This window comes from Novipirellula sp., assembly GCF_041583735.1.
Classification (GTDB): domain Bacteria; phylum Planctomycetota; class Planctomycetia; order Pirellulales; family Pirellulaceae; genus Novipirellula.
The window spans coordinates 1-16015 of record NZ_JBFHFD010000135.1; the positions used below are offsets into that span (position 1 = coordinate 1).

8 protein-coding genes are annotated in these 16015 nt (G+C 53.7%); all 8 read left to right on the forward strand.

The genetic code is table 11. From position 1 onward, the window contains the following. Nucleotides 1-1474: 1474 nt before the first annotated feature. The 8 genes from ABX962_RS12405 (at nucleotide 1475) to ABX962_RS12440 (ending at nucleotide 15846) form a co-directional block, all read left to right on the forward strand. Nucleotides 1475-2449 carry an exosortase/archaeosortase family protein gene (locus tag ABX962_RS12405; RefSeq protein ID WP_372719809.1) on the forward strand — a complete coding sequence of 325 codons (975 nt, stop codon included), beginning with the start codon at nucleotides 1475-1477 and terminating at the stop codon, nucleotides 2447-2449. 179 nt (nucleotides 2450-2628) lie between these two features. Continuing rightward, entirely contained in the window at nucleotides 2629-4941 is a 2313-nt protein-coding gene (locus tag ABX962_RS12410) for a polysaccharide biosynthesis tyrosine autokinase (RefSeq protein WP_372719810.1), read from the forward strand. 231 nt (nucleotides 4942-5172) lie between these two features. Then, nucleotides 5173-10098, forward strand: a complete 4926-nt coding sequence (locus ABX962_RS12415) for a hypothetical protein (RefSeq protein ID WP_372719812.1) — start codon at nucleotides 5173-5175, stop codon at nucleotides 10096-10098. Then, nucleotides 10095-10802 (forward strand): exosortase-associated EpsI family protein, encoded by a 708-nt coding sequence (locus ABX962_RS12420; protein WP_372719814.1) that lies wholly within the window; start codon nucleotides 10095-10097, stop codon nucleotides 10800-10802. The genes ABX962_RS12415 and ABX962_RS12420 overlap by 4 nt, the downstream gene beginning before the upstream one ends. A gap of 140 nt (nucleotides 10803-10942) precedes the next feature. Then, a complete protein-coding gene (locus ABX962_RS12425) occupies nucleotides 10943-11731 on the forward strand; it encodes a sugar transferase (RefSeq protein WP_372719816.1) in 789 nt (262 codons plus the stop codon). Between the two features lie 599 nt (nucleotides 11732-12330). Next, nucleotides 12331-13224: an XrtA system polysaccharide deacetylase gene (locus ABX962_RS12430; RefSeq protein WP_372719818.1), complete on the forward strand. Its 894-nt coding sequence runs from the start codon at nucleotides 12331-12333 to the stop codon at nucleotides 13222-13224. A 304-nt stretch (nucleotides 13225-13528) separates the two neighbouring features. Beyond that, complete coding sequence (locus tag ABX962_RS12435) at nucleotides 13529-15019, forward strand: MOP flippase family protein (RefSeq protein WP_372719820.1); 1491 nt, start codon at nucleotides 13529-13531, stop codon at nucleotides 15017-15019. Continuing rightward, nucleotides 15019-15846, forward strand: a complete 828-nt coding sequence (locus tag ABX962_RS12440; RefSeq protein WP_372719822.1) for a hypothetical protein — start codon at nucleotides 15019-15021, stop codon at nucleotides 15844-15846. Before ABX962_RS12435 ends, ABX962_RS12440 begins: the two co-directional genes overlap by 1 nt. The last annotated feature ends 169 nt before the right edge of the window (nucleotides 15847-16015 follow it).

Below are 16015 nucleotides of genomic sequence, written 5' to 3' on the forward strand. Positions count from 1 at the left end.
GGAGCGATCAACGGCAATCGCAGATGAGGTTACAGGAAGATGGTTGACAGGAAAATAAAGAACTGATGTAGCGAAAGTCACGAAGACTTTTGGGGGTAACACAGGCTGCCAGCCTTTTTGTACCCGCTCAACTCATGTCGAGCGAATTGTGCCCTTATCCCGATAGGGATTGAAGCAATTAGCCGTAGGTAAGCGAAGCGCCACCTACGGACTCCGACGTTCAACTGCGGTTTTGACCCTGTAAGGGTCAACGATTATGGAGTAATTCGTTTTCCGGTGGTGTTCGCTGCGCTCAAACCACCGGCTAATAGCTGAAATCCCTATCGGGATAAGCTCGTAAAAGTTCTGGGGTATAAAAAGGCTTCCAGCCTGTCATCGGTCGGGGCTGTTGCGAGAGGGATCTTTAGCAAGATCCACTACGAGAAGTGCGTCATGATCGCGGAGCGATCAACGACAATCGCTGGGCTGCAAGCACAGGGGCACGAGCCCTCACCCGAGCAATCGCTGAAGGCTCTGCTCGACCTCTCCCAATCTGCGTTGGGAGAGGTGACAGAGCGCTCCGCTGCAAGCGGGGCGACAATCGCTCGGCTGCATCGCAGCATCACCAGCCCTCCCCCGCCGCTCCCCGCGGCCCCTCCTCCCATCGGGAGGACAAGTTCTCCCCACTCCGTGTCTCCGTGTCTCCGTGTCTCTCCTCCGCCCCCCGCGGTGAACCGCATAGCCTGCATGGGCTATAGAACAGCAGTCCTCTGTTGTTAGCCCCACAGAGTGTGGTTTTTCACGTGAAAGGGCCGATTTGGTCCCGGGAAACGCCTCCCTTGAGAAGAACTTACCGAAACTCGCAAAATATTTGCGTTCATCCGAGTACCTTTTAGCGTTCGTATTGTCGAAACCGGAACCCCCCCGCAAGGTTTTGCGCCGGATTTGCGTTAATTTCTAAAGTGCGGTGGAATGTAGTTCTCTGGAGTGTATAGTGCTTCGCATTGCCAAAGAATGTTCGGGTTTAGGAAGCATGTCCTGCCAATAATAGAGCAGTTTTTCGGGTTTATGGCGTGTTTTCAACCGCTTGCTGCTGATTTACGTAGCCGCAAAGTGAGTTACCGTGAATTTTGGGTTGTAGCTCTAGTGGGCCGTTGATCGTGCCTCTGTGGTGTGTATAGTTGCAAGTGCAGGTTGAAGGATGTTCAGGTATCCGAAGTTTTGCTACGGCGCCCATTGAGGTCAGGCTGCTCGCTGAACAAAATGCCACCCGTTTGGCGTTTGGTTTGGTTTTGCTTGATCGCGGTTAGCGGCAGTTTTAACAAGATTTTTGGTTCTGTGGTGCGGGGTGAGTGTCACCCACGTGGACGAAGTCCGCGCCGATAGAGGGCCCCGGTGCTAGGTCATTGAGGCGAGTGTTGCTGGTTCAATTCACAGGTGTTGAGGGTTAAGTTTGGCTAACGCATCAAAACCCGCTCGACGGAAACGAAAGCATTTGCCAGTTCGCACGACGCCTGAGTCGGCGACAGTCGCCGCCAAAGGGGGCAGCGCCAAGGCGAAGGCTGCCGAGGTTTTGGTTCAGCCGCCGAGTGCTTGGTGGGTCGGTTTCGGCTTGCCCGCCGCGGTCGCGTTTTCGCTCGCCTTTCTGTATGCCTATTGGCCGACGCTGGTTTGGATCGAACAGACTTGGCGAAACGAACCCGATTATTCGCACGGCTACTTGGTTCCGCTGCTTGCAATGCTGCTTTGCTGGAATCGGCTGGATCAGTTGCCCGGTGTTAGCCAGCGGGTTAGCTGGGCAGGGGTGTCGCTGATTGCACTTGCGGTGGTAATGCGGTTTGCAAGCCGGTTGGTGTACGCCGACTTTCTTGACGCTTGGTCGTTGTTGCCGCTGATCGCCGGGGTGGTTTGGACCTGTTTTGGTTTTTCGGTACTGCGATGGGCGTTGCCGCCGATCGCGTTTCTGTTTTTGATGATCCCGCTTCCCTATCAAGCGGAAAGTCTGTTGAGTTGGAAGTTACAAGGGGTGGCGACTGATTTAAGTACCGTCATGCTCCGTGTCTTAGGCCAGCCCGCCGTGAGTGAAGGGCATGTGATTTGGGTCAACGATCTAAAGTTGCAGGTAGAAGAGGCTTGTTCGGGGCTGCGGATATTTATCGGCGTAGCCGCACTTGCCTTTTTCTGGGCTGCAATGGTTCGTCGCAGTTGGTTGGACCGTGTGGTTTTGATCGCAGCGGCAGTTCCCTTGGCGGTGCTGGTCAACTCGGTTCGGATCACCGTGGTCGGGCTGCTTTATCAGGTTTTTGATGACACGGTCAGCCAGGCAAAGATCCACGATATTTCAGGTTATCTGATGATACCTCTGGCGTTTGGGTTGTTGTGGTTGGTCAAGCTGTACTGGGAGCGTTTGTATCGCCCCTTGGAACAGATGACGGCTCGAGATTTCGTGCAGGGGATTGACGGGACTTAGTTCGGTCAAAGTTTAGGCCGGGCGATCTGTCTAAGTCCCCTGTGGATCATGGGAACGGCAGTCGTTTGGCAAGGTGTTGTGTTGGCATAAGTGATTGGGTTCGGCTGTGGGTCGCCCGGTGCTTGTGTCGTTTTTAAAAGTTGTCAATGGGCAGGCAAATGCAATCCAGTGCAAATCGTATGAATAGAAGTGGTCGATCCGGTGGACGGATGTCAGGGCCGAGTGCCGCGGCGACGCCGCAGTTTGATCCTTGGATCCTGTGGGTAACGTTCCGCCGCAACTGGCTATGGGCGGTACCGGTCGGGTTGGTGTTGGCAAGTTTGGCGGCGTTTGGCGTGTTCAAGAACTTTGTGCCCACCTATCGTGCCAGTCATTTGTTGGAAGCGAATTCGCAGTGGGTCGTTTTTAAGGATGTAATCCCGGTAATCGAGGATATTGCTGCGACGGAAAAGCCGTTGTTTTTTAACTCGATTATTCTCGATCCGGTGCTTGCGGATCCGGCGCTTCGCAAAGCGCCGAGTTTGTCTGATCCAGAGAAGGCTGAAGTCAATCTTCGCGAGAATTTGAAAGTAGCAAGCGGCGGAAACCGACGTCATTTGTTGGTAAGCTACGAGGACAGTGACGGGGTTGCTGCGGCGATGGTTTGTAACGCGGTGGTGGATTCCTACCTTCGTCAGCGTGATGCGTTTGACCAGGCGCGAATGGTAAAGGTAGAGCGGGGGCTTGAGCCTGAGATTCAGCGTTGGCAGCAGGAGGTGGAGCAGCGGCATCATCGTGTTCAGAAGCTTAGTGAGTCACTCGTCGGCTTCGCGCCCGACCAAAAGGTCGCGGCACTTGAGAATGAGAGTAACCTGTCGCTGATGTCAGAGTTGCGTTCGCGGATTTCGGCATTGCGGGTTCAAATTGGCATTGCGGATGCGAGTCGAGCGTCGGCCGGTAGTGCTGACGAGCCTGAGTTTGTTCCTCCTGCGGAAGAGGCGTTAGTTCCCGAGGTCTTGGTCGAGCGTCACACGCCTACCGAAGACGAAATTTTGAATGCGATTCGCCAAGATTCCAAGGTCGCCGAAGCCACCTCGCGGATTGCCCATTACAAAGCCATGTTGCTTGAGCTCGAAGATAGCGGTGTTTATCGCTTGCAGCGTGAATATTATGAGGAGCAGCAGGGCAAACGCGATGAGTGGATTGGCAAGTTGGATTCGCTCAAGGCGGAAGCTCGCGAGCGTGCCGTTGCGGTGCTCAACGAGCGAGCCGACGCCGAATACGAGCGTCAAAAGATAGCAGCGAAGGCGAGAGTTGAGGCTTTGAAAGAAGGGTTTGAAGCCCAGCGTGAATCGAGAGTCGAGGCGGCTCGCGCCGAATGGCAGCGAGGGTTGCAGAAACGATACGCCGATGAGAGGAAGGAGTATGAGGGGCTTGTTACTCAGCTGAATGTCCTTCAAAAGCAATATGACGAAGAGCGTTCGCGTTTAGAGCAGTTTGGCGGAGCGACTGCGGATCTGCAGTTAGCGATCGATGAAAAGCAGATCGCGATGGATGTTCTGGGTAAGTTGAAGATACGGGCAGCCGCGATTCGAACGGAAAAGCAACAGGGTGGCTCGGTTCAGACATTGGCTCCTGCAACCCCTCCGAGGATTCCTCTTGAATCGGTGCCGACAAAAAAATTAATCGCGGTCTCGGGCGGTGCCTTTATGATTCCATTTCTGATTGGATTGCTGTGGGAATTGCGTGTTCAACGTTTGACCGATAGTGCGGCGGTCGATCGCAGCCAATCGCTGGCACCTGTGGTCGGCGAGATTGCTCAGTTGCCCGTGGGGGCTCGCAATGGGAAGGGACGGCGTGTCTTTGAAGAGAGTGTCGATGCTCTGCGCGCCAATCTGTTTCTGTCGCTCGAAACAAAGCACACACGTTCGATCGCGGTCGTCAGCAGTATGTCGGGGGAAGGCAAGAGCAGCGTTGCGTCTCAATTGGCGCTGTCGATCGCCAAGGCGACCGATCAAACCGTGTTGTTGGTCGATGCCGATTTGCGTTATCCCGACCAGCATGAAATTTTTGGGCTCGAGATGGGCCCCGGTCTTAGTGGGGTGTTGGCCAATGAGGCAACACTTGACCAGGCCATCGACAAAAGTTTGGGCAGCTTGCTGCACGTGTTGCCCGCAGGCCGGCTGGACCGCAGTCCGCATCGTTTGATCAGCGAGTCGTCAATGCGAGACTTTGTCGACCGCGCACTCGATAAATACAGCTTTGTCGTGATCGACACCGCACCGGTGTTGTCGGCGTCCGAGTCGCTGGCGGTGGCATCGTCGGTCGATTCCACGCTGTTATGTGTGATGCGTGACGTCAGCCGGATGGAGAACGTGAATCGTTCGATGCGGCGGCTCGAAGCCTCCGGTGCCGCGGTTGCCGGAACGGTCTTTAGCGGGGTGACGGCCGGTCAGTACGCCTATCGATACGGAAGCTACCACTACGCGATCGCCGGCGAAGCCGACGCCTAAACCGTGCCTTGTGAGCCGTGATCGCGTAAGCGGCCGGGTCTTGTGTGATACCCGGTGCCTTACGGCCCACGGCTCAGCCGCTTCGGATCCATTGTGAGCCGAAGGCGTTAGTCGCGAGGCTCGTGATAACCAGAATTCACCGGGCGGCTCGCGCCGCTCCGCTAGAAAAAACAGCTCGGTTGAAAATCACTAATAAATAGTTCCCGAGATCTCCATCAGGGGGCCATTGCTATGCCAAAGGTTGTCAAAGTCATTAACGAACAAGCCACCACGCGATCCGCAGAGGATCCGCCGCAGAAAACCATTGCGGAGATCCGGCTGGAGGAAAAGATCCAACAGCGGCGGTTCCATTGGCATTGGAACGTCCGTCTGCTGAGCGTCACAATTGCGGTTGCCGTAGTGGTATTAGTCATCTCGGTTGTTTCCTACCTTTATCACTCCAATCAAGCGGCCTCGACGTTTTTATATCGCGCCGATGCTGCCGCCAAGGACAACGACTTCCCTGCTCAAGTCAAGTGGCTCAGCCGTTATTCCTTGCTAGCGCCGAATGATCACGAAGCGATCGTCCGTGCCGCCGTTGCTGCGGACAATGGAGCGAACTTTGCAAAACCCGAATTGCGTGGTAGAGCAATCGATCAAGCTCGCAAGCAGCTAAGCACGTCGATTGCTCGACTTGGGATTACGGAAGAGGATGATCCAACGATACGCGATCTACGCAGTCGGTTGATCAAGCGATTGTTACAATTGGGTGGTCCCTGGTATCGCGAAGCCGAGCGGCAAGTCATTTTGTTGGAAGCTGCCATTGGTGATCCCGACGCGACGCGTTGGCTAGCACTTGCACTTGATGGGCAGGTCAATGAGTCGATGTATCAACAGCGTCCGCATGACAAATACGAACGCGAACAAGACTATTGGTTGTGGTTGTCGCAGCAGCATGTAGGCGAAGTGCTGGCGATTGCCCTGAAAGCAAATTCCACCGATCTCGACTTAATTGCCAGGTTTGTCAACGCAGCTCAAACGTCGCCCGATTTGTTTGCCAAGCCAGACGCTACGGACGAATCGGGCAAAGACGAATCCGATCAAGCGTTGCTAGATCGCGTGCTTCGTGACCGTGTCGATGCGGTGGTACAGCCGATTCAAGATAACGATGATAGCCGTTCGCAATTGATTCGGGTCCAAATTGATCTGCATCGTGGCAACGAGGCACAAGCCAACAAGCGTCTTCGTGCTGCTGCCGCACTGGCGTCCAAGCGACTAACTCAAGAGCAAGCTTCGATCGATGCTATTGCCAACGAAGAATCCTCCGGAACTGGTCCTACGGATAATCATGCGGGCGAAGGATCGTCCAAGGGTGTCGATCAAGTTTCCGCGGCCTATTGGGACTACGTTTTGTTGTTACAAGCGGCGATTACCGTTGCCGACGATGACGCCGTCTTGGCGGCTAAGTGGTACGACCGGCTAATGGCACTAAGACTAGCCGATGTGCCGGCATCCACACGCGAAACCGTGTTTGTCTCCGCAGGACGCTTGAGTCTGATGCAAGGAGATTCCGAGCAGGCAATTGAGATCTGGCATGCGGGGCTTGAGCAAGGTAATTCGAATAGTCTTGACTTGCTAGGTTCGCTCGCGACGGTGCTGACCCAGGACGAAGATCTTTCCGTGCGTGCCAATGCAGTGGTAGACGAATTTCGCAAGGCGATCTCCACCGCTTCCACTGCATTGACCCGGGCAACGGTCAGTCAAATGTCCCCCGCGCAGCGAACCGCAGTCGGTCGACGAATCACCATGGCTGCATGGCGATTGGAAGTGATGGACGCAATGATAGCAGCACGTCGCGGTGACACGGTCGATGCTATCAGGATGTATCAACATGCGTTGGACGCATCAAGTGATGCCAGTATCAACGAAAAAGTCGCGGTGGCGACTCAGCTGGCCTCACTTTATACGGCGGAAGGGGTCTGGGATCAAGCGGCAGCCGTGTTGCAAAAAGGGGTCGATCTCGATCCGGGCAACGCCCCGCTTCGAGCGCAAGCAGCTGAGGCTTGGACCCGGGCGGGAAATCGATTGCAAGCGGTCGAGCAGTGGCGAATGGCAGGGCTATCCGCTTCACCTGCGATGCAGATCGCTAGCGTTGAAGGGCAATTTAACTATCAATTGCGACTACCACCTGAGCAACGTGATTTCAGTGGCGTGCGGTCAAAGGTCAAACGGATCCGCGACCAATTACAAAAGCTCGAAGCATCCACCGACCAAACCACGCTCGATGTTATGGCTCGCGATGAACTCGCTCGCGCCATCCGCCGCTTGGATGTGCTGGAGGTCTCGCTGCCGATTACCGGTGTCGCCGCCGAAGAGCATTTGCGATCGACCGAAATGGCCGACGGCGTCGCAAATCTGGCCACCAAGCACACCACCGACGCCACCATCCAAGCCTTTGCCGCCGAGCGTTTAGCGGAAGCGGGACGCGACGAGGAAGCCAAGCAAGCCGTGGAGCGGCTGCAGGAGATCGTTGGCTTCGCCGCGACCCCCGTGGCGATTGTCCAGGCTCGCATCGAAGCGTCCAAAGGAGACCCCCTTGCGGCCAGTAAACGATTGCTGACGCAAGTTGAGTTGATCACTCCGGCGGAAAGTGAACCCACCCCAAGCGACGAAGCGACGATCGATTCGCTGCGGATGCTGGCCGCCGAGTTTGCCGCTCGCGCAAACGATCCCGAACTTGCCTACGAATCGCTTCGCAAAATCCCCGAAGATCGCCGTTCGCTGTCCATTACTCACGCATTGGCGGGGCTCGCGAAAGGATTACCCGAAGATTCGTCACTTTTGACGACCGGAAACAATCGGCTCACCCCCGATGAATTGTCGCTGTTTTGGGAAGAGCAGCTCCGTAAACAAGAAGGCGAGACCGGATCGTACTGGCGTTTCTTGAGGATCACACGACTGATCGATCAATTGCGAAGCGACCCCAATGAAATCGACCGCGATGATCGTCGCCTGAATGAGGCACGTACGTTATTGCGGGAAATCCTCTCGTGGCGTCCGCGTTGGGGGGAGGCAATTTCGTTGGAAGGTTGGCTGTTGGCGATCGAAAACCGATCCGAACAAGCGGTCGAGCGACTGCGTCGTGGGATCGAGGCGGGGGACCGGCGATTGCAAACACGGCAACTGTTGTTCGAACAGTTGATCCGGCTAAATCGCGAGGCCGAAGCGGAAGAGGAGTTGCGGCTGACCTCGTTTGCCACCGAGGCCGATGTCGATAAATATGCCACCACCAAGATCCAGCTCGCTCAGCGTCAGGGCGATTTTAATCGCAGTTTGGCGGTCGCCGAGGCTGCGGTTGCCGAGCGTCCGGACGATTACCTCAGCCATCTGGTGCTTTGTATGACCGCGACGGTCGCTGCGTCGGAATCCAAAGAGGAAACGCAGCGGGATGAATTGTTGGATCAAGCCAGCAAGGCGATTGCAACCGCCGAGAAACTTGCCGAGACCGACGAATCAAGCATCTTTTCCGCTCGCCTTCGGCTGCACCTGGCTCGAGGTGACAAACAAGGCATTCAAGATGAGATTACGCGGATCGATAGCAGTTCGCTCGACGAATTCACGAAGTTGATGCTAAAGGCCCAATCATTTGTAGCAATCGAGGATTTCGAAGCGGCACTGCCTTTGTTGAAGGAGGCCGATAATCTTCGTCCGTCATTGCAAACACAATTGGCGCTGGTGCAGTTGTACCGCAAACTGAATCGCGAAGACGACGCAATCGCATCGCTGCGGACGGCACAAAGTCGCAGCCCCGAGAACGCCGAACTGCGAAACGAGTTGGCGCGTGCGATCGCTGCACGTGACGGAGCCAGTGTAGACTGGAACGAACTGTCAGCGTTGCTGTCCTCGTCAGTGAATGTGACGGCCAGCAACCGTTTGCTGTACGCGGTATTGTTGGGGGCTCAAGGAGACGAACAGCAGCAGTCTAAAGCTTCACAGATGCTGCGAGAACTTGTTAAGGAGCAGAACAGTCAAAGCGATGATGCAGCGAGGTTTCTTGCTGAACTATTGGTAAAACGCGCCGAAGCCCTTCCTGAAAATCAAGTTGAGCTTCGTGATCGTTGGTTCGATGAATTGCGGTCGATTTATGAATCGCTCGTGCAAAAAAGTAACGCAAAGGTTACAGACCTGTATCGTTACGCAACGTTTCTACTCGACCATGGTCAAGAGCCGGATTTGCCCAAGGTTGAAAATCTGCTCAAGCAGTTGGAGTCGATGAAAGAGGGCACGCTTGCAGCTTTGGAAATTAGTGTCCGTTATGCAGGAAAAATGGGGGAACAAGCCACTTCGCCACAGTTGGTTAAATCATGGGCAGATCGTGCCTTCGAGGTTGGCATGCTTGAAGAGGTTAGTGTGGCGTCAATTGCGGGGGGCACTCTGCTCAAACTAGGGTTTACCGAAGAGGGAGTGCAATGGTTCAAACGCGCCTATGAAATTAAAGATGAAACCTTGCTCAACTATGTCGTCGCACTCAATCAAGCCGACCGGGCCAAGCAAAGCATTGAGGTTTGTGCTGAACATTTCAAAAAACACTCCGATGTTCTTTCAGCCACGCTATTTATGAAGTCAATGCTTCATCGATCCGATGCAACCGAGTCAACACGTGATCAGGAACTGATTGAGAATGCGTTGTCGATGTTTGGTGACAACCCTGCCTTAGTCGAGAGCGTTGCCACTTTGCGTATGCAGCAAGGTCGACTTGACGAGGCGATCACCTTGTACCGAAAAGTTCAGCGTCTGGATCCTTTGCGTATCCTCGCTCTCAACAACTTGGCGATGGCGCTATCCGAAACACCGGGACGAGCTGCCGAAGGGCTCGATCCAATCAATGACGCCATCAAGCTTGCCGGAGAGAATCCTGAATTGCTCGATACCAAGGGAGTCGTACTGCTGAAAGCGGGGCGTCTCAGTGAAGCAAGCGGGATCTTTGAACAAGCGATTGCAATGTCAAGCGAACCACGTTTCCAATTCCACTTGATCGTTGCTCTGGTCGAGCAAGGCAAGCAAGCTGAAGCAGAGCAAGCTTGGAAGTCGCTCGATTTGGAAAAGCTTGATCTTGCTGGGCTGACCGCGAACGAACAGGAAAAACTGGCCACGATGAAACAGGATTTCGGTTTATGAAGACAAAGAATCCCAATATCGATGCTAGGGCTGCCAGCAAAGGCCCAATCGCGGACAAGGGCTCTGGTGCTGCTGCGGGGATCGCAAGTCGCCGAATTCCGGTTGCCATCGCGGTCGCATTGACACTGTTATCGGGTGTGGTGCATGGTTATTTGGATGGTCGCTGGTCACGTCCGATTGATTTGCGAGCTCAAGGTGATCAACTCGCCGAGTTACCCGAGCGAATGGGCGATTGGGTGTTGACCGAATCAACGCCCCTCGATGAGGGCGCTGCGAAAATGTTGCGTTGCTACGGATCGCAAGTCCGGCTGTATCACAACGAAAAAAACAATGCGATGGTCACTGTCGCAGTCCTGTTTGGTCCACGGGGTCCGATTGCCGTGCATACCCCCGAAGTTTGTTACAGCTCGGCGGGAACCAAGCAAGTGGGGCAGACGCGAGTCGAAAAAATTACAACCTCGCAGGAGGAGCATCGTATGTGGTCGGCACAGTTTGCACAACGTGCAGAGGCGGATGCGAGTCTTGATGTGTGGTACGGGTGGAGTGACGGTGGTGCGTTTGCCGCCAGCAAGTACCCGCGGGTCTGGATGACCGAAAGTCTTTACAAAATTCAAGTCGCCGGCCCGGTCGGCAACGAATCGCAGCGTCCTTGTCGCGATTTTCTCGAAGCGTTTCTACCCTCGGTCGAGCGAGTGATTCAGTAATGAGTTCAATGCAACTTTTTCGGCGTCGCAATGCCGACAACTCCGTGCCATGTACGAACGGTTCGTTGGGGAGACGACGCGATGAAGCCCATCGCCCGGTCCATGACGAATCGCAATTTCCAATGCCAGAGAGTCATGCTATGTTTCTTCGTCGCAAGTACGCGTTTGATCGGTGTCTGGGTGGCGTCTTGTTGGTGTTGACCTCGCCCTTAGTGCTCGTTTTGATTTTTCTGGTCAAACTGACCTCTCCCGGTCCCGGTCTCTACCGTCAAACCCGTGTCGGACTGAACGGCAAGACTTTTGAAATCATCAAGCTTCGCTCGATGGTCAAAAACGCCGAGAAACCGGGGCAGCCCGTCTGGTGCGTCAGGCACGACAGTCGTGTGACCTGGCTCGGCAAAATCCTACGTAAGTTACATCTCGACGAGTTGCCTCAATTGTGGAACGTTGCCTCGGGCGAAATGTCGCTGGTCGGTCCTCGTCCCGAGCGTCCCGAAATCTGTGAGTCATTGGCCGAGCAGATTGATAACTACTACCACCGCAATACCGTCAAACCAGGCGTCACGGGATTGGCGCAAGTCAATTTGCCGCCCGATGAAACAATCGACGACGTACGACGCAAACAGATTCTCGATCTGCGTTACATCGAAGAAGCCAGCTGGTGGTTGGACTTGCGAATGATGGCTGCCACCGCACTGCGGATGGTGGGGGTCAAGGGCGAAGTGGTCATGAAGATGATGGGACTGTGTCGCCGCGACGTGCTGCGAGAGCGGCTTGATTCGACCGATTGTTTCGATGGCGTCTGTTACGATGGAGGTGACGATTCCCATTGGTCCGAATCCAAAGCCGATCGAGAACTGGTTTACGCCGCCACCAGCAAACGGATCTCGCTTCACCCCGATTCCCCCCCACGCCGCCGCCCCAAGTAAAGTCGTTGATCGCCCCCAGTGTCGTTGATCGCTCCGCGATCACAACGATTTTCTATTCCACCCCCTTCATCACCAAACCCCGTAGTGGATCTTGCTAAAGATCCCCTTGGCAACAGTCCTCGACCGATGGCAGGCTACAAGCCTACCCCACATCCATCGTCGTTGATCGCTCCGCGATCACAACGTCTTGGATCTTGCTAAAGTTCCCTCAAGCAACAACCCCGGACCGACGACAGGCTGGCAGCCTATCCCACATCCATTCGCTACTTCCCTTTCCGTTTATCTTTTTGCCCCCCATTTTTTTGCCAATCCTTCCCCTGCCCCACAGTTCGCTCCGCTCTCATTGAGCCGCGACAGGTAGCGAGACTCGCGAAGAGTTTCGTCCGTCCCCTCCATCATCGACAAACCCCGTAGTGGATCTTGCTAAAGATCCCTCCGGCAATAACCCCTGACCGATGACAGGCTAGAAGCCTATCCCACATTCATCGTCGTTGATCGCTCCGCGATCACAACGTCTTAAAGATCCCCCAAAACAACCCCCGACCGACGGCAGGCTGCAAGCCTACCCCACGGATTCGCAGGCTAGCAGCCTGCACTACATGATGCCCCTTTCCGAACATATTCCAAACGCCCTGACGGTTGACGTCGAAGACTATTTCCATGTCTCCGCCTTCAGCGATCGCGTTTGCCGTTCGACGTGGGACGATCACGAGTGCCGGGTCGAAGCCAATACCGATCGGCTACTCTCACTGTTCGACACGCATCAAGTCCGCGGCACCTTCTTCATCCTCGGCTGGGTCGCCGAACGCTATCCCGAATTGGTCAAACGGATCGCCACCGCCGGTCACGAAATCGCCTCGCACGGCTATTGGCACCAATTGGTCTACGAGCTGACCCCCGAAGCATTCGCCAAAGACATCAACGACAGCCGCGATGCGATCGCCAACGCTTGTGGCATCGAGGTCACCGCGTACCGAGCGCCGAGTTTTTCGATCACCGAAAAATCACTCTGGGCGCTCGACGTGTTGGCCGAGAATGGATTCACGGTCGACAGCAGTATTTTTCCGATCAGCGGTCACGATCGCTATGGCATGCCCGATGCCCAAAAAGAGATCCATGATTTGACGACCGCACACGGCACGATCTGCGAGTTCCCGCCGTCGGCGTGGACCAAAGGCCGAATGTCAATCCCGATCGGTGGCGGCTACTTTCGGTTGTTCCCATTGTCGTTGACGCTCAAAGCGATCAAGGCGGTGCGCCGCGAAGGTCGTCCGGCGATGTTCTACATTCATCCCTGGGAAATCGACCCGCAGCAACCACGCGTCAAACGCGTGCCCGTGAAGAGTAAGTTTCGGCACTACGTCAATGTCGGCAAAACCGAGCGTCGGCTCGGACGAATGCTTGACCGCGTTCCCTTTGGTCGCATGGACCACGTGATCGAGTCGGTGCGTACACGTCGCGTCGCAACCAGTCCCTTGGACGCCGTTTCGTAACCTCATCGTCCGCAAGATAGGCTTCAAGCATTTATCCCACTACATTTTGACGCGAACGGTTTTCAAGTTCCTACTGTCACCCAAGTGGACGGAGTCCGCGCAAGCTGCAGCGTCTTATGAATTGAACATTATCGCTTTAGTATCACTTTCGTGCGATGTATCGCAGTGCCTAGATTATTGAGCGTATTTTGCTATTCACGTTCGAACAATTGAGGCGACTGCTTTGGTTCGGCAAATAAACACAAACCTGTATGCGAACCAATTGGCAAAACAACCAGCAGTTTTTAGCTAACTTACTGAAAAAATGAGCGACCAGTCAAAATCAGAACCGTGTGCGGTGAGCGCGGTGCGTTGGAGTGCAGCGTCGAAGTACGGTGCCCAAGCGGTTCAGTTCGCCGTCTCACTGTTGCTCGCTCGTCTGCTCGCGCCGGAGTATTTTGGGCTGATCGGCATGGCGACTGTAGTTACTGGCTTTGCCAGCACCCTTAAAAATCTCGGCTTTAATGCCGCCATCATCCAGAGGGATGACGTAGATCACGCACTGCTTTCAACCTTGTTTTGGGTGAATCTCGGGTTTTGTTGTTTGATTACGGCGTTCCTAATGGCAGCCTCACCGTTGGTTGCCTGGGTATATCAAGATGTTCGAGTGACCCCGATTGTTGCAGTTCTCTCCCTTAATATTCTTCTGAATTCGTTTGCAACTATTCCGTCGGCACTACTGCAGAAACGTCTGGAATTCAAAAAGCTTGCAATTCGCGAAATTGGTGGCGTCGCGGCGTCGGGAATTACAGGTGTTGGTTGTGCATTAGCAGGATTGGGAGTGTGGTCGTTGGTGCTCGCTTCTTTAGCGATGACTATCGCGAATCTTGTGTTGTTGAATATCGTTGAATCATTTCGTCCGCGTTTCACTCTGGATACTGCGCGGTTACAAGCGTGTTTGAAGTTCGGTCTGAATTTGACAGGTTTCAATATATTTAACTATTTTTCTCGTAACGCCGACAACTTGATAATCGGCATATTTTTGGGCCCCATCGCGTTGGGCTACTACTCATTGGCCTACAAGCTGATGTTACTGCCTCGTGATTCGGTCACTGCAGTCGTTACAAGAGTGCTGTTTCCAATGCTGGCCACTGTTACAGATGAAACGCGACTTGCCGACATTTATCGAAGAACTTGCAACGCAATTGCATTAGTAACATTCCCCATGATGGCGATGCTGGCCTTTTTAGCCACACCTTTAGTTGTCGTTGTCCTGGGTGAGAAATGGCTTCCTGCGGTACCTCTTATACAGATCCTTGCGTTCATCGGCGCAATCCAGTCGGTTGGAAGCACTGCCGGACAAGTGTTTTTAGCGAAAGGAAGACCTGACCTAATGCTAAAACTCTCTGTCCTTGTTTCGCTGTTGCGTATAGCTAGCTTTATTGCTGGCATTCAGTTTGGAGCGGTTGGTGTTGCTGTGTCCTACGCCGTTGCATCAATACCACTCTTTTTCTGCAATGTCTATCTAGTTAGTCGCTTGATCGAAACTATGAGTTACTTAAGGCTTCTTACTGACTTAGTGCTTCTGCTCTTTTCTGCGATGATGTGCAGCATTGTCGCCGCGTTAATTCAATCTCAATTCGTGGGCATGATTGACAACGGTCTGTGCATCTCAATCTGTGTGGGGGCGTTACTTTATATTATCATTACCTATTTTTTCGCGAGAGGGACTTGGGACCAAGTCCGCCGACTCGTTTTCCCTGGCCAATCCGTCACTTCGGCATCGGACAAGGCACTACAATATACAAGTTCGTAATGCTAAAAGATTTAAGAAACTCAATCCGTATCTTGCTTTGTCGCGATATAAGTGGGCTATTGGATCAAGCCGAATCACGAGTTGTTTCGTCTTCCAGCGATCGCAAGTTTGTATTCATCGCAGCAATGCCTAAGTCCGGCAGCACCTATTTATCGAAAAAGCTGGCAGAGTATTTTGATTCTGAATGGGGGCATATTTCCGATCTTCCCGGTGGCTGCGAATTTGACTTGTATCGTCCTAGCCTAATTACCAAAGGCAATGTCGACTTGGTTGTTCAGCAGCACACGCTAGGCACGGAAGGAAACGTGGAGTATTTGCAGAGATACCGAGCCCACGTAATTGTGACCTTTCGGCGACTGGATGACACTTTACTCTCCTTTAGGCGACATTTGCTTACTGAATCACTTCGATGGCCATTCGTCAAGGTTAATCCAGATTTTCGCCAATGGTCAGTTGAGAGGCAACTTGATTTTCTTGTTGATTTTGTTGCACCATGGCTGGTTAATTTTTACGCAACTTGGAAGTCTGTACAAAGGGAGGGCATTCTTGGGAAATCGCTAATGTTTTTAAATTTCGCGTCACTGAAACATGATGAAACGGAAACGCTCGCGTCCTTGGTTCGCTGGATCACGGATGCAGATCCAGAAATGTCACGAATAAAGCAGTTGGTTAACGAGGAGCGAGATATTTACCGAAAGTCAAACGCCACCCGATTGGACGAACCTAACTTCACAGAAGAGCAACGGCAGAAGTTGGCTAGACTTCTAACCTACGTCGTGCGCGATGATTGCTCATCATTTTGGCCTTACAATGAGGGCAACTGCTAGGCTCTGTCTGAAAACCTTAAATTGCGGGATTCCATGGGGCGATGATTCGAAGATAGCGACCGATCATCGATAGTTTCACCATTGCAAGAAAGTTTCGTGCGAGCTTCTCATAGCGAGTGGCGACACGACGACACTCCTTCAGCCAACCAATGGTTTGTTCAATGATGCA